At 35.9% G+C, this 21,713-nt stretch carries 23 protein-coding genes and 1 riboswitch; of the genes, 19 read left to right on the top strand and 4 right to left on the bottom strand.

All coding sequences use genetic code 11. The annotated features are described in order from the left end of the window. Positions 1–4 precede the first annotated feature (4 nt). The 14 genes from bfmBAA (at position 5) to ACXKY9_RS20215 (ending at position 11,686) form a co-directional block, all read left to right on the top strand. Positions 5–1,006: a 3-methyl-2-oxobutanoate dehydrogenase subunit alpha gene (gene bfmBAA / locus ACXKY9_RS20280; protein WP_000852551.1), complete on the top strand. Its 1,002-nt coding sequence runs from the start codon at positions 5–7 to the stop codon at positions 1,004–1,006. A gap of 13 nt (positions 1,007–1,019) precedes the next feature. Beyond that, entirely contained in the window at positions 1,020–2,003 is a 984-nt protein-coding gene (gene bfmBAB / locus ACXKY9_RS20275) for a 3-methyl-2-oxobutanoate dehydrogenase subunit beta (RefSeq protein ID WP_000290071.1), read from the top strand. Between the two features lie 15 nt (positions 2,004–2,018). Further along, positions 2,019–3,338 (top strand): dihydrolipoamide acetyltransferase family protein, encoded by a 1,320-nt coding sequence (locus ACXKY9_RS20270; RefSeq protein WP_000257679.1) that lies wholly within the window; start codon positions 2,019–2,021, stop codon positions 3,336–3,338. 342 nt (positions 3,339–3,680) lie between these two features. Continuing rightward, positions 3,681–4,859: an FtsW/RodA/SpoVE family cell cycle protein gene (locus ACXKY9_RS20265; RefSeq protein WP_000831181.1), complete on the top strand. Its 1,179-nt coding sequence runs from the start codon at positions 3,681–3,683 to the stop codon at positions 4,857–4,859. Positions 4,860–4,967: 108 nt separating this feature from the next. After that, positions 4,968–5,672: a DUF421 domain-containing protein gene (locus tag ACXKY9_RS20260; protein WP_000550971.1), complete on the top strand. Its 705-nt coding sequence runs from the start codon at positions 4,968–4,970 to the stop codon at positions 5,670–5,672. Between the two features lie 70 nt (positions 5,673–5,742). Continuing rightward, positions 5,743–6,207 carry an NUDIX hydrolase gene (locus ACXKY9_RS20255; RefSeq protein WP_000542555.1) on the top strand — a complete coding sequence of 155 codons (465 nt, stop codon included), beginning with the start codon at positions 5,743–5,745 and terminating at the stop codon, positions 6,205–6,207. A gap of 121 nt (positions 6,208–6,328) precedes the next feature. After that, positions 6,329–6,736, top strand: coding sequence for a YjdF family protein (locus ACXKY9_RS20250; RefSeq protein WP_000366590.1), 408 nt, complete (start codon positions 6,329–6,331; stop codon positions 6,734–6,736). Between the two features lie 144 nt (positions 6,737–6,880). Then, positions 6,881–7,294, top strand: a complete 414-nt coding sequence (locus ACXKY9_RS20245) for a BrxA/BrxB family bacilliredoxin (RefSeq protein ID WP_001979317.1) — start codon at positions 6,881–6,883, stop codon at positions 7,292–7,294. A gap of 249 nt (positions 7,295–7,543) precedes the next feature. Then, a complete protein-coding gene (locus ACXKY9_RS20240) occupies positions 7,544–8,323 on the top strand; it encodes a transporter substrate-binding domain-containing protein (RefSeq protein WP_000737668.1) in 780 nt (259 codons plus the stop codon). A 36-nt stretch (positions 8,324–8,359) separates the two neighbouring features. Then, positions 8,360–9,019 (top strand): amino acid ABC transporter permease, encoded by a 660-nt coding sequence (locus ACXKY9_RS20235; protein ID WP_001046915.1) that lies wholly within the window; start codon positions 8,360–8,362, stop codon positions 9,017–9,019. Next, positions 9,012–9,734 (top strand): amino acid ABC transporter ATP-binding protein, encoded by a 723-nt coding sequence (locus ACXKY9_RS20230; RefSeq protein ID WP_000590209.1) that lies wholly within the window; start codon positions 9,012–9,014, stop codon positions 9,732–9,734. The genes ACXKY9_RS20235 and ACXKY9_RS20230 overlap by 8 nt, the downstream gene beginning before the upstream one ends. 100 nt (positions 9,735–9,834) lie before the next feature. Then, the gene (locus tag ACXKY9_RS20225) at positions 9,835–10,803 is read left to right on the top strand and encodes an aromatic acid exporter family protein (RefSeq protein ID WP_000472667.1); all 969 of its coding nucleotides are present in this window, start codon (positions 9,835–9,837) and stop codon (positions 10,801–10,803) included. Between the two features lie 16 nt (positions 10,804–10,819). Further along, positions 10,820–11,380 (top strand): L,D-transpeptidase, encoded by a 561-nt coding sequence (locus ACXKY9_RS20220; RefSeq protein WP_001146565.1) that lies wholly within the window; start codon positions 10,820–10,822, stop codon positions 11,378–11,380. A gap of 66 nt (positions 11,381–11,446) precedes the next feature. Further along, positions 11,447–11,686, top strand: coding sequence for a DUF3894 domain-containing protein (locus ACXKY9_RS20215; protein ID WP_000281167.1), 240 nt, complete (start codon positions 11,447–11,449; stop codon positions 11,684–11,686). Between the two features lie 72 nt (positions 11,687–11,758). Here ACXKY9_RS20215 and prli42 read toward each other — a convergent pair whose 3' ends face one another. Continuing rightward, positions 11,759–11,851: a stressosome-associated protein Prli42 gene (gene prli42 / locus ACXKY9_RS20210; RefSeq protein ID WP_000549040.1), complete on the bottom strand. Its 93-nt coding sequence runs from the start codon at positions 11,849–11,851 to the stop codon at positions 11,759–11,761. A 189-nt stretch (positions 11,852–12,040) separates the two neighbouring features. Here prli42 and ACXKY9_RS20205 point away from each other — a divergent pair, with 189 nt between their 5' ends. The 3 genes from ACXKY9_RS20205 to ACXKY9_RS20195 all read left to right on the top strand — a co-directional run bounded on the left by ACXKY9_RS20205 (position 12,041) and on the right by ACXKY9_RS20195 (position 15,533). Then, the gene (locus ACXKY9_RS20205) at positions 12,041–12,586 is read left to right on the top strand and encodes a GNAT family N-acetyltransferase (RefSeq protein ID WP_001987197.1); all 546 of its coding nucleotides are present in this window, start codon (positions 12,041–12,043) and stop codon (positions 12,584–12,586) included. A gap of 127 nt (positions 12,587–12,713) precedes the next feature. Further along, the gene (locus ACXKY9_RS20200; protein ID WP_000609803.1) at positions 12,714–13,832 is read left to right on the top strand and encodes a tripeptidase T; all 1,119 of its coding nucleotides are present in this window, start codon (positions 12,714–12,716) and stop codon (positions 13,830–13,832) included. Between the two features lie 462 nt (positions 13,833–14,294). Continuing rightward, positions 14,295–15,533 carry a DNA polymerase IV gene (locus ACXKY9_RS20195; protein ID WP_001208855.1) on the top strand — a complete coding sequence of 413 codons (1,239 nt, stop codon included), beginning with the start codon at positions 14,295–14,297 and terminating at the stop codon, positions 15,531–15,533. 40 nt (positions 15,534–15,573) lie between these two features. Here the strand turns inward: ACXKY9_RS20195 and ACXKY9_RS20190 are convergent, their stop codons facing one another. Then, entirely contained in the window at positions 15,574–16,275 is a 702-nt protein-coding gene (locus ACXKY9_RS20190; RefSeq protein ID WP_000262344.1) for an MgtC/SapB family protein, read from the bottom strand. A gap of 72 nt (positions 16,276–16,347) precedes the next feature. After that, positions 16,348–19,053 (bottom strand): magnesium-translocating P-type ATPase, encoded by a 2,706-nt coding sequence (gene mgtA, locus ACXKY9_RS20185; protein WP_000482701.1) that lies wholly within the window; start codon positions 19,051–19,053, stop codon positions 16,348–16,350. A 331-nt stretch (positions 19,054–19,384) separates the two neighbouring features. Beyond that, positions 19,385–19,552, bottom strand: a riboswitch (M-box (ykoK) riboswitch). A gap of 167 nt (positions 19,553–19,719) precedes the next feature. Here mgtA and ACXKY9_RS20180 point away from each other — a divergent pair. Next, a complete protein-coding gene (locus ACXKY9_RS20180) occupies positions 19,720–20,259 on the top strand; it encodes a hypothetical protein (protein ID WP_000249059.1) in 540 nt (179 codons plus the stop codon). A 35-nt stretch (positions 20,260–20,294) separates the two neighbouring features. Here ACXKY9_RS20180 and ACXKY9_RS20175 read toward each other — a convergent pair whose 3' ends face one another. Next, positions 20,295–20,546 (bottom strand): DUF3932 family protein, encoded by a 252-nt coding sequence (locus tag ACXKY9_RS20175; protein ID WP_000665709.1) that lies wholly within the window; start codon positions 20,544–20,546, stop codon positions 20,295–20,297. Between the two features lie 189 nt (positions 20,547–20,735). Here ACXKY9_RS20175 and rnz point away from each other — a divergent pair, with 189 nt between their 5' ends. Further along, positions 20,736–21,659 (top strand): ribonuclease Z, encoded by a 924-nt coding sequence (gene rnz, locus ACXKY9_RS20170; protein WP_000397458.1) that lies wholly within the window; start codon positions 20,736–20,738, stop codon positions 21,657–21,659. Positions 21,660–21,713 lie beyond the last annotated feature (54 nt).

Below are 21,713 nucleotides of genomic sequence, written 5' to 3'. Positions count from 1 at the left end.
AAAAATGGCAGAAGTAAAAGAAAAGCGCCATGAAGAGCTTGGCTTAAGTGATGAGCAAGTATTAGAAATGTTCCGTACGATGTTACTTGCACGTAAAATTGACGAACGTATGTGGTTATTAAACCGCGCTGGTAAAATTCCATTCGTAATTTCTTGTCAAGGACAAGAGGCTGCACAAGTTGGAGCGGCGTTCGCTCTTGATAGAGAGAAAGATTATGCATTACCATACTACCGTGATATGGGTGTTGTACTAGCATTTGGTATGACAGCTAAAGAGCTTATGTTGTCTGCTTTCGCGAAAGCTGGAGATCCAAACTCTGGTGGTCGTCAAATGCCTGGTCACTTCGGTCAAAAGAAAAATCGTATTGTTACAGGTTCATCTCCAGTAACAACGCAAGTACCACATGCAGTTGGTATTGCACTAGCTGGAAAAATGGAGAAGAAAGATTTAGTAACGTTCGTTACATTTGGAGAAGGTTCTTCAAACCAAGGTGACTTCCATGAAGGGGCAAACTTTGCTGGTGTACACAAACTACCTGTTATTTTTATGTGTGAAAATAACAAATATGCAATCTCTATTCCAGTTGAAAAACAATTAGCATGTAAAAACGTATCAGATCGTGCGATTGGTTACGGTATGCCTGGATATACAATAGACGGAAACGATCCGCTTGCAGTATATAAAGCTGTAAAAGAAGCAGCAGATCGCGGTCGTCGTGGTGAAGGCCCAACTTTAATTGAAACAGTATCATATCGTTTAACAGCACATTCTAGTGACGATGATGATCGTGTTTATCGTGATAAAGAAGAAGTAGAAGAAGCAAAGAAAAAAGATTCAATTATAACATTCGCGGCTTATTTAAAAGAAGCTGGTGTGTTAACTGAGGAATCGGAAAAACAAATGTTAGACGAAATTATGCATATCGTAAATGAAGCAACAGAATATGCAGAAAATGCTCCGTATGCAGCACCTGAAGATGCATTGAAGCACGTATACGCAGAATAGGGGGGAACGTTTCATGGCTGTAATGTCTTATATTGATGCTATTACATTAGCAATGCGCGAAGAAATGGAACGCGATGAGAAAGTATTCGTTTTAGGAGAAGATGTTGGTAAAAAAGGTGGCGTGTTTAAAGCGACACACGGTTTGTATGATCAATTTGGTGAAGATCGTGCGCTTGATGCACCGCTTGCAGAATCTGCAATTGCTGGGGTAGCAATTGGTGCAGCAATGTATGGTATGCGTCCAATCGCTGAAATGCAGTTTGCTGATTTCATCATGCCAGCAGTAAACCAAATTGTTTCTGAGGCAGCAAAAATTCGTTATCGTTCTAATAATGATTGGACTTGTCCAGTTACAATCCGTGCACCATTTGGCGGGGGTGTTCACGGTGCATTGTATCATTCACAATCTGTAGAAGCGATGTTTGCAAACCAACCAGGTTTAAAAATCGTTATCCCTTCTACACCATATGATGCAAAAGGCTTATTAAAAGCAGCCATTCGTGATGAAGATCCAGTATTATTCTTTGAACATAAACGTGCATATCGTTTAATTAAAGGTGAAGTACCGGAGGATGACTACGTATTACCAATCGGAAAAGCAGATGTAAAACGTGAAGGTGATGATATTACAGTTATCACGTACGGATTATGTGTTCATTTTGCTCTTCAAGCGGCTGAAAAGTTAGCACAAGATGGCATCTCTGCACACATTCTTGATTTACGTACTGTATATCCATTAGATAAAGAAGCAATCATTGAAGCAGCTTCTAAAACAGGTAAAGTTCTTCTTGTAACAGAAGACAATAAAGAAGGAAGCATTATGAGTGAAGTGGCAGCAATTATCGCTGAAAACTGTCTATTTGATTTAGATGCGCCAATCGCACGTCTTGCAGGTCCAGACGTTCCAGCAATGCCATATGCACCAACAATGGAAAAATTCTTTATGGTAAATCCAGATAAAGTTGAAAAAGCAATGCGTGAACTTGCGGAATTTTAATCGGGGGGACTATACATGGCTGTAGAAAATATTACAATGCCTCAGCTCGGGGAGAGCGTTACAGAGGGCACAATTAGTAAATGGCTCGTTAATGTTGGCGATCACGTAAATAAGTATGATCCGCTTGCAGAAGTAATGACTGATAAAGTAAATGCTGAAGTACCATCTTCTTTCACGGGTGTTGTGAAAGAGTTAATCGCTGGTGAAGGTGATACGTTAGCTGTAGGTGAAGTAGTTTGTGTTATTCAAGTAGAAGGCGCAGATGAAGTAGCAGCAACAGCTGTTGAGGAAAAAACAAAAGAAGAATCAAAGGCAGAAATAGCTACGTCTGAAAAAGCACCGAAAGTAAAGCAACCAACTGATGGAAAACCACGTTTTTCACCAGCTGTGTTAAAGCTTGCGGGTGAGCATAACGTTGATTTAGATCTAGTAGAAGGTACGGGAGCAAACGGCCGTATCACTCGTAAAGATATTTTAAAGCTTGTGGAATCTGGAAATATCCCACAAGCAGGTGCGGCGAAGAAAGAGGAAGCTGTAGCGGCAGTAGTAGAAGCTCGCCCAGAAGCACCAAAAGCAGCACCAGTAGCGCAAAAAGTAGAAGCTGCGAAACCAGTTTCTGTACCTACAATGCCTGGAGATATTGAAATTCCAGTAACAGGTGTGCGTAAAGCAATCGCAGCAAACATGCTACGTAGTAAACACGAAGCACCACATGCTTGGATGATGATTGAAGTAGATGTGACAAACCTTGTGTCATACCGTAACTCAATTAAAGGTGACTTTAAGAAGCGTGAAGGCTTTAACTTAACGTTCTTTGCTTTCTTCGTAAAAGCAGTAGCACAAGCGTTAAAAGAGTATCCTCAAATTAATTCAATGTGGGCTGGCGATAAAATTGTTCAGAAGAAAGATATTAACCTTTCTATCGCTGTTGCAACAGAGGAAGAACTATTTGTACCAGTAATTAAGCAAGCGGACGAGAAAACAATTAAAGGTATTGCTCGTGAAATTACAGAACTTGCAGGAAAAGTACGTACGAAATCGTTAAAAGCAGACGAAATGCAAGGTGGAACATTTACAATTAATAACACAGGATCATTCGGTTCTGTTCAATCTATGGGTATTATTAATTACCCGCAAGCGGCTATTTTACAAGTTGAATCAATTGTAAAACGCCCAGTAATTATGGATAACGGTATGTTCGGTGCTCGTGATATGGTTAACTTATGTTTATCACTTGATCACCGAGTACTTGATGGTTTAATTTGTGGTAAGTTCTTAGGACGTGTTAAAGAAATTTTAGAAAACATGTCAGAAAATAATACATCTGTATATTAATAAAAAGCTCGCTTATGCGAGCTTTTTATTATCTTATTTCTTCATCTACATCCTACTATATGTATAAATATCTTTCCCAGTAATCTTACAATAAACGATTATGTATTAGGAATTTACGAAAATACATTGCTGATATATGGTATATGGATATAAAATAAGAAAAGAATAATTTTTTTGGCAAATCTTACTGACGAAACTGTAGTATAATATATTGTATTGTATGAAAAAGAGAGTTATTCTATATAAGTGTTTTATAGATAATGTGTAATCAGTCGTCAAAACATGAAGAATGTTGACTCCTGGTTTTTTATTTTTGCCGTAACAATGTTTCAGGAGGATGTCATGAAAAGAAGTACCGAGTTTCTAAAAAGTTTAGATGTAAAATTAATTTTAATTTTGTGTGCACTATGTGTGACGAGTATAGCTGCTATATATAGCAGTCAGCAAACGGGACAGTATGGAGCTGCAAACTTTGCTATGAAACAAGGTGTTAACTACATAATTGGGGTTGTATTGTTACTTCTTGTTGCAAGCATCGACTTAGATCAATTGCAAAAATTATCTTGGCCGCTTTATATTGCTGGGTTTGCTTCACTTATTCTTTTGAAAGTATTACCACCATCAGGTTTTACACCTGAAAAATTAGGTGCAAAAAGATGGTTTGTTTTCCCAGTATTTGGACAAATTCAGCCGTCTGAGTTTTTCAAAATTGCATTGCTACTTGTAGTAGCGAGTATAGCAGTGAAACATAATGCACAGTATATGGCAAGGACATTCCAAACAGATTTAAAGCTAGTAGGTAAAATTATGCTAGTGTCACTTCCACCTATGGCGGTTGTATATAGTCAACCTGATACAGGTATGGTGTTCTTATATGCTGCTGCTATTGCATGTATTTTATTTATGTCAGGTATTCAAAAGAAATTGATAGCATTATGTACAGTTATTCCGTTGACCATATTATCTGCTTTAATATTTATTTTCTTTAAGTATCAAGATTTTTTCTATAATAATTTAGTTACTTTACTAAAGCCTCACCAACAGTCGCGTATTGTAGGTTGGTTAAATCCATTTGAAAATGCAGATCAAGGTTATCAAACACAGCAATCGATTTTAGCTGTAGGTAGTGGAGGAATGGAAGGTAAAGGGTTTGGGGGAGGAAGCGTCTATATTCCCGAGAAGCATACTGACTTTATTTTCGCTACAATTGCCGAAGAAGGTGGATTTATCGTAGCAGCCTTAGTTGTCTTCTTGTTCCTATTACTACTATATCGAACAATTATTATTGGTTATTCCGCTGATAATTTATTTGGTACATTATTATGCGCTGGATCAATCGGTATATTAACAGTTCAAATATTCCAAAACATCGGTATGATCGTTGGATTAATGCCTGTAAAAGGTATTGCATTACCTTTCTTATCGTATGGGGGAAGTTCCTTATTCTCAAATATGATTATGATGGGGCTCATATTATCGGTACGGAAAACTTATAAAAAATATATGTTTTCAGTTAAGTAAAAAAAGCTGGTTCGTTTTTAAACGAACCAGCTTTTTTTACATATATGCTCATAAACGTTGCAAACTAAAACAGGATAGCAGTTTGAGACGGGTAAGGAGTGCAAAGTGATGCATATGCATATTTTTGAAGGAGCACGGCATCTTTCTAATAGTGAATGGGTTATTCGGGCTATTATAGCATACATATTTTTAATATTAGTTGCGAAAGCGATGGGGCAAAGGTCTATCGCACAACTTCGTTTTTTAGATGTTGTATTAGTGTTATTGCTTGGTGGGAATATTTCTAACTCATTGTCTGATGAAAAAGTAGGGTTACTGGGATCGATGATTACAACGTTCATACTTGTTGTACTTCATATTATAAGCTCAGTTTTAATGCTGAAATGGGATAGATGGAGACGTTTTTTAGAGCCAGCACCTATTATTCTTATACATAATGGTTCCATTGATTTTAGCAATTTGAAAAAGGCGAGAATTACCGTGGAATATTTGTTTTCGGAACTTCGTATGCGAAATGTGAGCGATATTCAAACGATTAAATTAGCATTATGGGAAGCGAACGGTGTCGTTTCTATATTTCGGTATCCAGAATATGAAGCAGTTTCGCGGCTTGATCTTAAAGTGGCGGGAAAAAAATCTCCAGTTTCTTTTGTATTAGTAAAGGATGGGAGGATACAGAAAGATGTTCTTGCATTATTAGGAAAAACAGAAGCGTGGGCGAGAGAATTTCTAGAGGAGAGTACAGAAGTCGAATCTATTATGTTAGCTACAGTAGATGAATCACATAAAATAAATATTTTGTTAAAAAAATGAAAAATATACGCATTTTGTCGTTTCGTACATATGATACAATAGTGTGGACAACGAAAAAGGAGGCGATACGGTGGGATATGTAGAAGAATTACGAAAAATAGTTGGTCATCGCCCTTTAATTTTAGTTGGTGCTGTTGTACTCGTTATAAATGAAAATGGATATGTTTTATTGCAGCAGCGGACAGAGCCGTACGGAAAATGGGGGCTACCTGGCGGGCTAATGGAGCTTAGTGAATCACCAGAAGAAACAGCTTATCGTGAAGTATATGAAGAGACAGGAATAAAAGTGAAGAACTTGCGACTAATCAATGTATTTTCTGGAGCGAACTACTTTACAAAATTAGAAAACGGTGATGAATTTCAATCTGTAACAACCGCCTATTATACGGATGAATACGAAGGGGATTTTGTTATGAATAAAGAAGAAGCAGTTCAGCTTAAATTTTTTTCAGTAACAGAACTACCTGACTATATTGTAGGATCGCATAAAAAAATGATTGCTGAATATATGAAGATTATGGAAAAAAAGATATAATAATAGTGAAAGAAATACAAAAACACAGCTCTGGTTGGTAGTCCAGACGCATGATTTCATGTCAGTAACCTTCCCCTCCGGGATGTCCCGTATTTCTAATCTTTTAAAGGAGGGGCTGTCAATGGATTTGACAGTATATCACGATGGCCAATTTTTTGTTGGAATCATTACATGTAAAGAAAAAGGGAAATTGTATGGAGCGAGGTATATTTTTGGGTCGGAACTGTCAGATGAAGAAGTGCTTATGTTTGTGAATGGTTCACTTTTAGAGCATTTTCAGCACTTTGCAAAATGTGGTGTAGAAGTTAAAGAAAAACAGCGTCCTAAAAACATAAAGCGTATCATACGACAAGCAGCAAAAGAAACAAATGTTAAACGTTTTACTAAGGCGCAAGAGGCAATTAGTTTATCTTATGAATTGCATAAACAAGAAAAGAAAGTGCAGTCTAAAGAGAAGCGAGAAGCTGAAAAAGAAAGAAGACGTTTAATGAAAGTACTAAAAGCAAAGCAAAAACATCGTGGTCATTAAAGAAAAGGTGTTAGAGCAAGAGCTCTAACACCTTTTCTATACTTAAATACAAGTAAACTTACTTGTATTTCATAAACATTAACTGGTAAGATACAAATAGGTAGTTTTAGAGGAGGGAAAAGAGTGATTAATTTTAACTTTTTTATGAATGATGTTGTCCGCCAAGCGCGTGAAGAAATTGTCTCTGCTGGATATACAGAATTGACGACGCCGGAAGCGGTAGAAGAAGCGTTTAAAAGAAATGGAACAACACTTGTAATGGTAAACTCTGTATGTGGTTGTGCAGGTGGTATTGCTCGTCCTGCTGCTGCGCATTCCGTACATTATGATAAACGTCCTAACCACCTTGTAACGGTGTTTGCAGGTCAAGATAAAGAAGCGACAGCAAGAGCGCGTGAATATTTCGAAGGGTACCCACCTTCTTCTCCATCATTTGCTTTATTAAAAGATGGAAAAATTGTAACGATGGTAGAGCGTCATGAAATTGAAGGTCATGAACCGATGCAAGTTATTGCAAAACTACAATCGTATTTCGAAGAGAATTGTGAAGAACTATAAAAAATAAGAGAAAAGGCGGCACATCCACAATCAAGTGGATGTGCCGCCTTTTTTATTTATTATTAAAATTCATGAGATAATAGTTATGTTATTTTATGCATTATTTTATACATAATAAGCAGTGTTTGTATTGCTTTTTTATTTATTTTTATTTTATATATTGCATAAAAATAAAAGTGCTGATACAATACAAACATCGAATAAATATTCTATTAAACTTTTAAATATACATTATTAGGGGGAAGAAAGATGAAGAAGTTAGTATCAATATCGTTTGCACTTATTTTAATTGTAAGTATATTCAGCGCTTGTAGTAATGGGGAAGAAAAGGCAACTGGAAAAAGTGAAAAAGTACTGGTTATGGGGACTTCAGCGGATTATAAACCATATGAATACGTGGAAGCTTCAAAAAGTGATGAAATTATTGGTTTTGATGTTGATGTTGCTAAATATATCGGAAAAGAACTTGGGTATGAAGTGAAAGTGAAAGATATGGATTTTGGTGGTTTATTAGCATCTCTTAGTTCAGGAAAAGTTGATTTCGTAATGGCAGGCATGACGCCAACTGCAGAGCGTAAAAATAATGTTAATTTTACAGATATTTATTTTGTTGCGAAAAATATGGTCATTTCTAAAAAGGATTCTAACATTAAATCTGTAGAGGATTTAAAAGGGAAAAAAGTAGGAGTACAAACAGGGTCTATTCAGGAAGAGAAAGCAGCAGAATTTAAAAAACAAGTAGATTTCCAAGTTGAGGGACGTGACCGTATACCAGAAATCGTACAGGAAATTAAAGCTGGTCGTTTTGATGCTGCAATTATAGAAGACACAGTTGCTAAAAATTATTTAGAGAAAATGAAAGATTTACAAGGAATTGAAATTAAAGAAGCACCAGAAGAAGTTGGAGCAGCAATTGCCCTTCCGAAAAACAGTGATAAAACAGCTGAATTTAATAAAGTAATTAAAAAAATGCAAGAAAATGGAGAAATGGATAAATTAGTGAAGAAATGGTTTGGCAGCGGAAAATAAGCTGCCTTTCACTTTTCTGTGAGGGGAATGAAAAGAATGAACTTAGATTTTTCGGCGATTACGCCTTCGATACCATATATACTAAAAGGTTTAGAAGTTACTTTGAAAATTGTAGCAGTATCAGCTTTAGCAGGATTTATTTTAGGAACGCTATTAGCACTTTGTAAAATTGCTAGAATACGAGCATTAAATATAGCAGCAGATTTTTATACATCAATTTTTCGTGGTACACCCCTTGTATTGCAATTAATGATTATTTATTTCGGCGTCCCACAAATAATTGGTTATGAAATACCAGCATTCTTAGCTGCTGTACTTGCATTTAGCTTGAATTCAGGTGCATACATGTCAGAAGTAATTCGTGCTGGTATTCAAGCGGTTGATAAAGGACAAACAGAAGCAGCAATGGCTTTAGGGATACCGTACGGAAAAATGATGAGAAATATTATTTTCCCTCAAGCATTAAAAAATATATTACCAGCGCTTGTGAACGAATTTGCGACACTTACGAAAGAATCGGCTGTAGTAACAGTAATAGGCGCGACTGATTTAATGCGTCGTGCTTACATTGTAGGCGGTGAGACATTTAAATATCTTGAACCATTACTTTTTGTTGGACTGATTTATTATATGTTAGTCATTATTCTTACATTAGTCGGGAAGGCAATTGAAGGGAGAATGAAGAAAAGTGATTAAAATTGAAAACCTTCATAAATCATTTGGTAAAAACGAAGTATTAAAAGGAATTACAACAACGATTGAAAAAGGGGAAGTAGTTGCAATTATAGGGCCTTCTGGATCAGGAAAATCAACATTTTTACGTTGTATGAATATGTTAGAAGCACCAACGAATGGTCACATTTGGATTGGAACGGAAGAAGTAACGAATCCGAAAACGAATGTTATGCATGTTCGTGAAAATGTCGGTATGGTATTTCAGCATTTTCACTTATTTCCTCATATGACTGTATTAGAAAATATTACGTATGCTCCTATCAATGTAAAAGGGGTAACGAAGCAAGAAGCTGAAAAGAAAGCTGAGAAACTTTTAAAAAAGGTTGGATTAGTAGATAAAAAAGATACGTATCCAAATCGTCTTTCGGGAGGACAAAAGCAACGTGTAGCAATTGCAAGAGCGTTAGCGATGGAACCGGAAGTTATGTTATTTGATGAACCGACATCGGCGCTAGATCCAGAGATGGTGAAAGAAGTGTTAGAAGTTATGAAATCGTTAGTTACGACAGGAATGACGATGGCTATCGTTACACATGAAATGGGTTTTGCAAAAGAAGTGGCAGATCGTGTTATTTTCTTGGACGGAGGAAAGCTTGTAGAAGATAGTGCGCCAGAAGAATTTTTTGCAGCGCCGAAAAGTGAACGTGCGCGACAATTTTTACAAAAAATATTGTAATATGAAAAGGTTATGTGAATAATAAGTAGAAAAGGATGACATTGTGTCATCCTTTTCTTATACTAGCTGTAAATACGTTTATACATATAGGAGTAATGATATGTTTAAAATTGGATATCGTACAGTAAAAACAGCAATAGGGACAGGTGCGGCAGTTTTTATTGCTCAGTTATTAGGGTTAGAATTTTATAGTTCAGCAGGTATTTTAGTTATTTTATGTGTACAAAATACGAAGCGCAAATCACTTCAAGTGTCGTTACATCGTTTTCTAGCGTGTGTATTATCAATGGCATTCGCGTTTTGTATTTTTGAAACGATTGGCTATACACCACTTGCAATTAGCATATTGTTACTTACATTTATTCCGACTGCAGTAATGCTTAAAATTCAAGAAGGTATTGTCACGAGTTCAGTTATTGTTATGCATCTATATTCATTGAAGCAAATTACATGGCTTATAGTTGGAAATGAAATTGCTATATTAACGATAGGGATTAGCGTGGCGTTATTAGTAAATATGTATATGCCGAGTAGTGAAAATAAGCTAAAAGAGTACCAGGATAAAATAGAGAGTAATTTTAAAACGATTTTGTTTGAAATGGTTGTGTATTTACGAAATCGAGAAAGTAGTTGGAGTGGAGCAGAACTCATTGAAACCGAGAATATGTTAAATGAAGCAAGAGATTTATCGTTTAAAAAACTTGAGAATGCATTTATGCGAGAAGATGATTATTACTATCGTTATTTTAATATGCGTATGCAACAATTCGAAATTTTAGAGCGAATGATACCACTAGCAGCTTCTTTATCGTGGACATATGAACAAGCTGACATGATTGCAGATGTTGTTGAAAACATTGGTAATGCTATTAGCCCTGAAAGTACTGGCGTTATTTCCTTAAGGCAGCTTCAAGAAATGAGGGAATTATTTAGAGACATGCCATTGCCAGCTACACGCGAAGAATTTGAGATACGTGCGAAACTTGTTCAACTTGTGTATGAAATGGAACAATATTTACTCATTAAAAGTCGCTTTAAGGGAAAGGATAATATAAAAGAACTTATATAGAAGGTAGGAATTATCTATGCCGTATCTTCTCTCTATCATATTATGTCTTTCTTTATCACCGATTTGGCCTCTTGGGGATAATCCACGTGCCGGAGATCCTTTTATTATTGTAAATAAAGCAACGAATAAATTAGCTTACATTGACGATGGAAAGATTCAAAAGGTTTTTCCAGTAGCGACAGGGAAAACGAATGAATTAACTCCAGAAGGAACTTTTGATGTTGTAATGAAAGCAAAGGATCCGTATTACATTGCGAAGGATATTCCAGGTGGATCGCCAAAAAATCCACTTGGGTCAAGGTGGATTGGATTTAATGCAAGAGGAACTGATGGAAGTAAATATGGAATACATGGGACAAACCAACCGAGTTCAATTGGAAAGTATATTTCACAAGGGTGTATAAGAATGAAGAAAAACGATGTGGAATATTTGTTTGATCGCATTCCAATTGGAACGAAAGTATGGATTGTGAAATCGAAAAAATCATTTCAGCAATTGGCAAAAGAAAAAGGAGCCGTCGCATATGAAAAAGCCAACGAAAAGGGTGGCTTTTTCTATTATAATAAGTTGTCTTGACATGTGTACATAACCGTGCGTTAATGAGAGTATAGAAAGATAAAGTTAGATAAAGGGGTTGCTCATATGTACTTGAATCCAAAACTTTCGTATATGCAGTTTTTTATGGGATTTCTATTTGTTATTACATTCATATTGGCAACTTTTAATATATGTTCTTATCTTGTAGCGATTGTATGTATGGCATTACTTAATCTCACTTTTGTTATTGGGGCATTTCAGCAGAAACAATATACAAGTTTTGTAATAGCGCTTGTAATGTCATTTTCCTTTAGTATTGTAGCGATTGTGTTTTATATAAAATAAACCATCTCGATGTCGAGATGGTTTATTTTGTTATGTGTAAAAAGTAAAAAAAGGACGAACACATCGCCCTTTTTACCAAAACATACTCGCGCCAGCAAGTAATGTTGTTACAAGCATAGAAATTAGCATCACATAAACCATAACTTTTTGAGCTTTTTTATGCATCGTTATACCTCCTTGCAAATCAGTACAATTTCATTGTAACGAGAAATGAAATTATGGACAAGGGGAGAGTGAGGACAAAATTCGGGAGGGGATTGCAAAATATAACAGGAAATTTGAGAGTGTGTAGAGAATATAGTAAAAGGGTATATTGTTAATTTTTAGTTGGGCAAGCTGAAGAATGGAGATACGATGATGAAAATATACGAAACAGATCGTTTATACTTAAGGGAAATTGATGAGTCGTATGCTGAAACAGTTCTTCAATATTACGACAGAAATCGTGAATTTTTAAAAGCTTGGGAAGAGTATAGACCGGATGATTTTTTTACGCTAGATTATCAAAAGAAAAAGTTGCAAAAGGATAGAAAAGAGTTCGAAGAAGGGAAAATCATCAGACTATGGATTTTTAAAAAGGGTGATGATACGAAAATAATTGGGTGTATTTCATTTAATTTAATCGTTCGTGGCATTTATCAATCTTGTGTACTCAGTTATAAATTAGATAAAGCAGAGTTAAACAAAGGGTATACGACAGAAGCGCTTAGAAAAGCAATTCAAGTTGCTTTTGGGGAATTTCAGTTACATCGTATAGAAGCTCCGATTATGCCTCGTAATTTAGCATCTATACAAGTAGTAACGAAGATAGGTTTTCAATATGAAGGCGTATCTAGGAAGATGTTAATGGTAAATGGCGTGTGGGAAGATCATATGCGCTGGGTATTGTTAAATGAGTAATAGAAAGCAGATGGTTATCTAGACATGTAAACCATCTGTTTTTTGTCTTGTATTTCGAAACTTTTGCGAAATTCTGTTATAATTAATAGTGTTACATACATAATGGTAGTGCAGGAGGCGCAGTCTTATGATTAATCAAGAACGTTTAGTAAATGAATTTATGGAATTAGTACAAGTAGATTCTGAAACGAAATTTGAAGCAGAAATCTGCAAAGTATTAACGAAGAAATTTACAGATTTAGGTGTAGAAGTATTTGAAGATGACACAATGGCTGTAACTGGTCATGGTGCAGGTAACTTAATTTGTACTTTACCAGCAACAAAAGATGGTGTTGATACAATTTACTTTACTTCTCATATGGATACAGTAGTTCCTGGTAATGGAATTAAGCCTTCTATTAAAGATGGATATATCGTATCAGATGGTACAACAATTTTAGGTGCGGATGATAAAGCTGGATTAGCATCAATGTTCGAAGCAATCCGTGTTTTAAAAGAGAAAAATATCCCTCATGGTAAAATTGAATTTATTATTACAGTCGGAGAAGAATCAGGTCTTGTTGGTGCAAAAGCATTAGACCGTGAGCGTATTACAGCGAAATATGGCTACGCATTAGATAGCGATGGAAAAGTTGGTGAAATCGTTGTTGCAGCTCCAACACAAGCGAAAGTGAACGCAATTATTCGCGGGAAAACAGCTCACGCTGGTGTAGCGCCGGAGAAAGGTGTATCTGCAATTACTATCGCAGCGAAAGCAATTGCGAAGATGCCACTTGGTCGCATTGACTCTGAAACGACTGCAAATATTGGACGTTTTGAAGGTGGTACACAAACGAATATCGTTTGCGATCATGTACAAATCTTTGCAGAAGCTCGTTCTTTAATCAATGAGAAAATGGAAGCACAAGTTGCGAAAATGAAAGAAGCATTTGAAACAACTGCAAAAGAAATGGGCGGGCATGCAGACGTTGAAGTAAACGTTATGTACCCAGGATTTAAATTTGCTGATGGTGATCATGTTGTAGAAGTTGCAAAACGTGCAGCTGAAAAAATTGGTCGTACACCTTCTCTTCACCAAAGTGGTGGCGGAAGTGATGCAAACGTAATTGCAGGACATGGTATCCCAACAGTTAACTTAGCAGTTGGTTATGAAGAAATTCATACAACAAACGAGAAGATTCCTGTTGAAGAATTAGCAAAAACAGCAGAATTAGTTGTTGCAATTATTGAAGAAGTAGCGAAGTAATGGAATAGAAAAAGCGTGTAAATCAATTGTGATTTACACGCTTTTTATTTTGATTCGATTGCTTTGACAAGACGTATAAGCCAATATAAGAAAACCTATGGAAGTATATACGTTGTTGCTACATGTACTAGACGAAGGAATAATCCTAACGTATTCATATTGAAAATCGGAAGTAGTAAATAATTAATTGCAATGATTAATATAACTACAAGGAATGTATAATTGAGTTTATCCCGCTATTTGCCGGACAGTAAGCCCCCCACCTCAAAATTCAGCGAAAGTAAAGAATTTAGGTGAGGGCTGATTAAAGTTTCACTTTATTAGTTGATCTCATCATAATCAGACCCTTTCACATATATATCCTCTTTATATCGATTATAAAAAGAACAAGTAATTATTATAACTATTGTGCAAAATTTGATATAATGAAAGAACGAACGTTCTGATTAGGGAGTGAGTACTATGCGAGAAATGTATCCGAAAAATGGTCGTGTTATTTTACATGTAGATATGAATTGCTTTTTCGCATCTGTTGAAATTGCTCATGATCCATCATTACAAGGAAAGCCATTAGCGGTTGCTGGAAATGAAAAAGAGAGAAAAGGAATTATTATAACATGTAGTTATGAGGCGAGAGAATACGGAATACGTACGACGATGCCCCTTTGGGAAGCGAAAAGGTTATGCCCGCAATTAGTTGTAAGGCGTCCTAATTTCACATTATATCGCGAAGCTTCATTTCAAATGTTTCAAGTCCTTTCCCGTTTTACAGAAAAGATACAACCAGTCTCAATAGATGAAGGATATTTAGATATTACAGATTGCTACGCACTCGGTTCGCCTCTTGAAATAGCAAAGATGATTCAACAAGCACTATTAACAGAGTTGCAGCTTCCGTGTAGTATCGGAATCGCTCCAAATCTTTTCCTAGCAAAAACAGCTTCTGATATGAAAAAACCTCTCGGTATTACCGTACTTCGAAAACGTGATATTCCAGAAATGATTTGGCCACTTCCAGTTGAAGCAATGCATGGGATTGGAGAAAAAACAGCTGAAAAATTAAATGAAATTCATATACATACAATTGAACAGTTAGCGAAGGGAGACGAGCATATCATTCGCGCTAAAATTGGGAAGCATGGTATTGATTTACAAAAGCGTGCAAAAGGTATGGATGATAGGGAAGTGGATCCGAGTCAAATGGGCCAACATAAAAGTGTCGGTAACTCGATGACTTTTTCAAAGGATATGGATGAAGAGAAAGAATTGCTTGATATGTTAGAACGGTTATCAAAATCAGTGAGTAAAAGATTACAAAAGCGAACCCTTGTCAGCTATAATATTCAAATTATGATTAAATACCATGATAGGCGAACAGTAACACGGAGTAAGCAATTGAAAAATGCAATTTGGGAAGAACGCGATATTTTTCAAGCAGCATCCCGTTTATGGAAGCAACATTGGGATGGTGATTCCATTCGTTTACTAGGTGTTACAGCTACTGAAATAGAGTGGAAGACAGAATCGGTGAAACAATTAGATTTGTTTTCATTTGAAGAGGATGCGAAAAAAGAACCACTACTTGCTGTCATTGATCAAATTAACGATAAGTATGGAACACCGATTTTACAACGAGGTAGTCAACTACTACGTAAGCAAGAGAAGTCGTTTCAACAAAAGTTAGAAAATAAGTTTATGTAGAAGGTGTCATGAAGTAGTAAAATCATGACACCTTTCCTGTTTAACTCGCTTCTAAATTTAAAGAAGTCTTCCATCCAGCTCCAGTAACGCCAGACTCTAATAGCATTCTACTTACTATTTTTTCAATTAAGATAGCCGCATTTGTCTTGCAATGTAATGTAGCCTGTATACAAACTTTTTGATTAGAATCTACATCTTCACTATACAATTCTTTTAAACCGAGCCCTTCTGTACTTACCATATGCATAAGTAAAAAACGAATATGTGCTTCATTTTCTTCTGAACAAGTAAGGGAAAGTAAGTAGTTCGTTTGTTCTGGTGATTCTTCTTTTGATTTTTTATTCATAAAAAGAGCAATTGGGCGAAGAAGTATATTTGCTAGTAACACGCCAGCTGCACCTAATATAGCTGCAACGAGGAAACCGGCGCCTGTAAGAGTACCGACAGCAGCTGCACACCATAAAGTAGCTGCCGTATTTAGCCCTCTAATACTAAAACCATCGCGGATAATAACGCCACCCCCTAAAAAGCCAATGCCACTAACGACTTGAGCAGCAATGCGGGATGGGCTAGCATCATGATCAAGCATGACGGATAATAAAACAAATATACAGGCACCAAGTGATACGAGAGCATTTGTCCGTAACCCAGCCATTCGGTGTCTCCATTGTCTTTCCATTCCAATGCAAGCTCCTACAATAATTGCGATAACTAATCTGAATACAATGTCGTACCATACCATCATGGTCACCTCCATATATAATATGTGTTATGTCTTTTAGAATGAGCGGGGAATACCCACTCATTCTTATTTTTACAACCAGCTATGAAACTTTTTAATATAAAGCTTTTTCAGGAATTGTGTTAAAAAAGCGTAGCCTAATAGTATTCCTACTAACCAAGGGAAGTAGTTAAGTGGCAATGCTTGTAAACCAACGGCTGCACCAAGTGGTGAGAATGGAATATAAATCCCGATTGCCATAATAAGAGCGGTTAATAAAACGACTGGTGTTGATGCAGTGCTTTGAATAAATGGAATCTTTTGTGTTCTTATCATGTGAACAATTAAAGTTTGTGTTAACAATCCAACGACAAACCAACCGGACTGGAATAATGATTGCTCGCTCGGTGTATTTGCACCAAATACATTCCACATGACTACGTATGTGATAATATCAAATATGGAACTAATTGGGCCGATACAAATAATGAAGTTTCGTAAGTTTGCAGTATCCCATTTTCGTGGTTTTTCTAGAAACTCTTTATCCATTTTGTCCCATGGAATAGAAAGTTGTGAAATATCATAAAGTAAGTTTTGAATTAAAAGATGAATGGCAAGCATCGGTAAAAAAGGAATGAAAGCACTTGCTACTAACACACTAAACACATTACCGAAGTTAGAGCTAGCTGTCATCTTAATATATTTTAAAATATTTCCGAATGTAGTACGTCCTTCTAAAATCCCGGCTTCTAATATAGTTAAACTTTTTTCGAGTAGAATAATATCGGAAGCTTCTTTCGCAATATCAGTAGCAGTATCAACAGATATTCCGACATCAGCTTCACGTAATGCTACGGCATCGTTAATGCCGTCTCCCATGTAACCTACAGTGTGTCCATTTCCTTGTAATGCGTGTATAATACGAGATTTTTGCATTGGATTAAGCTTCGCAAATACAGTCGTTTCTTCAGCAAGTTTTGCTAATGCTTTATCTGGTAAAGAATCAATCTCGTAACCGAGGATTGGTTCGCCGATATCTAATCCAACTTCTTTACAAACCTTTCTTGTAACAATTTCGTTATCGCCAGTTAAAATTTTCACTTGTACACCATGTTTTTGTAATGCTTGAATTGCAGCTGCTGCAGATGGTTTCGGTGGATCTAAAAAGCCGATATATCCAGCGAGAATCATATCAGTTTCGTCTTTTACTGCGTACTCTTTATCATTTATTCTTCTATCTTTTTTATAAGCCACAGCAATAACCCGCATACCTTCACTATTTAGTGTCTCACTTAGTTTTTTGACATTTGAACGTATTTCCTCGGTGAGTGGGACGATTTTTTCATCCACTTCAGTGTAGTTACAAATTGATAAAATTTCTTCTACGGCACCTTTACAAACCATTGTATGTTCACCTGAACTATCCTTTACGATGACTGACATACGTCGGCGGGCGAAATCGAATGGAATTTCATCTAGCTTTTGAAAAGCTAATGGATTAAATTTATTGTTTTCCTCTGTATGCTTAATAACAGCTTTATCTATTAAATTTTTCAATCCAGTTTGATAGAAACTATTTAAATAGGCAAATTGCAAGACGCGATTGCATTCATTCCCCTTGGGATCTAAGTGACGAACAAGGACCACTTTATCTTCTGTTAAAGTTCCGGTTTTATCTGTACAAAGAATGTTCATAGCACCTAAGTTTTGAATAGAATTTAGCTGTTTTACAATTACTTTTTGTTTAGACATGTTAACGGCACCCTTAGCTAAATTAGCAGTTACAATCATTGGTAACATTTCAGGTGTAAGGCCAACAGCGACGGCAATAGCGAAGAAGAAAGCTTCTTGCCAATCTCCTTTTGTGAATCCATTAATGAGAAGGACAATAGGTGCCATAATAAGCATGAATGTAATTAAGAGCCAGCTTACTTTGTTTACACCTTTATCAAAGCTTGTTTCTACACGCTTTCCGATTACCTTATTTGCTAAAGAGCCGAAATACGTATCGGTACTTGTTGAGATGACAACAGCTTTCGCGCTGCCACTTACAATATTTGTTCCCATGAAACAAAGGTTTTCCATATCGAGTGGATTGTAATTTTTTTTCATGTTTGTCGGTAAGATATGCTTATTTTCTGTATGATAGCAGTGTTCGTATTTTTCTACAGGGAGTGCTTCCCCTGTTAAAGAAGATTGATTAACAAATAAATCTTTAGCGGATACAATACGCACATCAGCTGGAACGATATCACCGGCTGAAAGGGAAATAATATCGCCAGGTACAAGTTCCTCAATTGGAATTTCTGTTGTGTAATTTCGATTTAAATTCGTTACATTTTTTGTTTCATGTACAAATCCATTTATTCTAAATACGCTCGCAGTTGTTCGAACCATAGCTTTTAACTTATCGGCAGCTTTTTGAGAACGAAATTCTTGGGAAAACCGAATTGTTGCACTAAGTAGGACCATTGCAGATACGACAATTGTTCCTTGTATGTCATCTGTGAAAAAGGAAAGGGCTCCAAGAGCTAATAAAACGAAAATAAATGGATTTTTAAATGCCAGCAGAAATTGAATGTACCACGGCGCCATTTTATTATGAGCTATTTCGTTCGGACCGTATAAAGAAAGTCTACGAGACGCTTCTTGTTTAGATAATCCATCTTGTGTTGTTTCTAGAAGTTTTAACGCAGAGCTTACATCATGTGTTGCAACCTCCACTAATAATTCGTTATTTGTTTGCATGCTATCTTGCTCATAAGCATGCTTTGTTTCTTGTCTTTGTAAATTAAACATCAGTAGTTCCTCCTCTGTCATGAAAGAGGAAACAATCTGTTACCTAACTATTTGAAATGGTGAGGAACAGTTTCTTTCCTACCTACATGATGAAATATGAATGTAAAACGTATGGGTATCTGGGCCGAATCATCAATTGCCAACTGTTCCTCACCTCCGTACAATTTAGTAGTTTCTGAATATGCTATGTTTGTTTCATAGTAAGGTGCATATATACGTAAAAAGACCTTTACTCAAAACGAGTAAAGGTCTGAATTCGCAGTTAAAAGAGTCTACAACAAAGACTGTTAGTAAACATAAATAAAAACAGTTTTTGTGTATGACAAAATACATGCACCTCTCCCTCGTTGAGTTTTAGCACTGTATAGCATAGGTACTGAAACCAGCTACGTTAAAAAAGGCCTTCATTCCGACCTTTCCTGTTGACCCATTGGCGTCTCTCGACATTTTTGGGCAGCAGCGTTTCTCTATACAGGAGCCTCACCTAACAGAGACCATATTCAATTACATGTTGATGTTAGCACTGTAAAATCGTAGTGTCAATATCTTTTTTATCTGTGTTTTTAAAATATTAAATGGATTTATAATAGATATATGGGATGAAATGCATGATATTGATTATAAATAATATGGAAAATAAATATTTTTATAAAAGGGGAATTTGTAATGGTACCACAAAATTTTATTATAAATATTGAGAATCAAAAATGGTTGTTTAATGAGCAGGAAGATTTATGTTCTCATGGAGAAATATATTTAAATATGGCTGGAACCATTATTACGCAGGCAGGTATGGATGAGGAATGGGGAATAAGTGAATCAGCTTTAGCTTTGTTACGAACTTTAGATAAAGAATATATTTGTGATATTAAAAATGAAGAGGGGCTTATTTTGCACGGATGTGGCACTATGCTAATGTTAGGATGCCCAATTTCAATTCATTGGACTATAAACCATATAAGTAAAAACGTGATTTTAAAGGACTTTGTCAAAGTTATTTCTACTGATCAAAAGGCTATATACTATGAAGGGCTTCATATAGAATTGAATGAAAATGAATATAGAAGACAAATTGTTTCTTTTGCATTACAAGCAAAAGAATTATTTAATAAATCAAGTGACAAGATAATTTTAGATGAGTTTGATCAAAGGATGTATACAAACTTTTGGACGGAATATGACGATTTACTAAATAAGTATAAATAAAAAAGCACTGTAACCAGTGCTTTTTTATTTATAGATTACGAGATTGTAGGGTTTTCAAAAATAACAATCTCTGAACTGTTTGTAGTTGAAACACGTTGGGCGTAATATGTTAAAGCTGAAGAAATATATGCTGGTAACGTATCATTTGTATGTGATGTTGTATATTCATGGATTAATTCCTTTAAAGTTGTCCATTCTAATTGTGCTGGGTGATCAGACACGAAAGAACTTACCCAGCGATCAAATGAAGATGAAAAATCAGTTTGTAAACGAAATACTTCTTTCATAATAAAACGCTCCCTTAAAATGTAGTATAATCATTTTACCACAAAACACGAACGATGGCTAAATTTTTTAAGTATAATGTTCGTGTTATATAGTTGTCTAGATGATTGGTTATGTAAATTCAATTTGCCATTTGAAATAACATTCCGTAAGATGAGAGATAGAGTATATTTAGAGCTGGAGGAAAGAAAGTGGAATTTGTATTTTTAGGAACTGGTGCAGGTGTTCCTTCAAAAGGAAGGAACGTTTCAGCAATTGCTTTACAATTGTTAGAAGAACGAGGACAAACTTGGTTATTTGATTGTGGCGAGGCCACGCAACATCAAATATTACATACATCTGTACGTCCGCGCCGCATTGAAAAAATATTTATTACGCATTTACATGGCGATCATATTTTTGGATTGCCTGGTTTATTAGGTAGCCGTTCATTTCAAGGAGGAACTACGCCTTTAACGGTGTATGGACCGAAAGGAATTAAACAATTTATTGAAGTGGCATTATCGGTAAGTACGACACATGTGAAATATCCACTTGAAGTTGTGGAGATAACAGAAGAAGGTACCGTATTTGAAGATAATGAATTTTATGTAGAAACGAAAAGATTGTCACACGGTATAGAATGTTTTGGATATCGTATTGTAGAGAGAGATATACAAGGTGCTCTTTTAGTTGATAAGTTGCTTGAGATGGGTGTGAAACCAGGTCCAATCTTTAAACGTTTAAAAGATGGTGAAGCAGTTGAATTAGAGGATGGCACGATATTAAATGGAAATGAGTTTATCGGCCCACCTCAAAAAGGAAGAATTATTACTATCTTAGGTGATACGCGATATTGCGAAGCGAGTAGGGAGCTTGCGCAAGATGCAGATGTACTTGTCCATGAAGCGACTTTCGCAGCAGAAGATGAGCAACAAGCGTATGATTATTTTCATTCTACATCTAAGCAAGCTGCGAGCATTGCACTTCAGGCAAATGCGAAGCGACTAATATTAACTCACATTAGTTCTCGCTATCAAGGAGATACATATAAGGAATTATTGAAAGAGGCTAGAGAGTTGTTTTCTAATACAGAAATAGCGACGGATTTGAAATCATTCCCAGTAGAAAAATGATAATTTTATAAAAAATGGTAACGGCGGGTTACCATTTTTTTTTGTCTAAAAAAA

This window comes from Bacillus sp. 2175, from assembly GCF_057812155.1.
The sequence above is the reverse complement of the archived record's forward strand: the minus strand, read 5'-3'. Positions and strand labels throughout refer to the sequence as shown.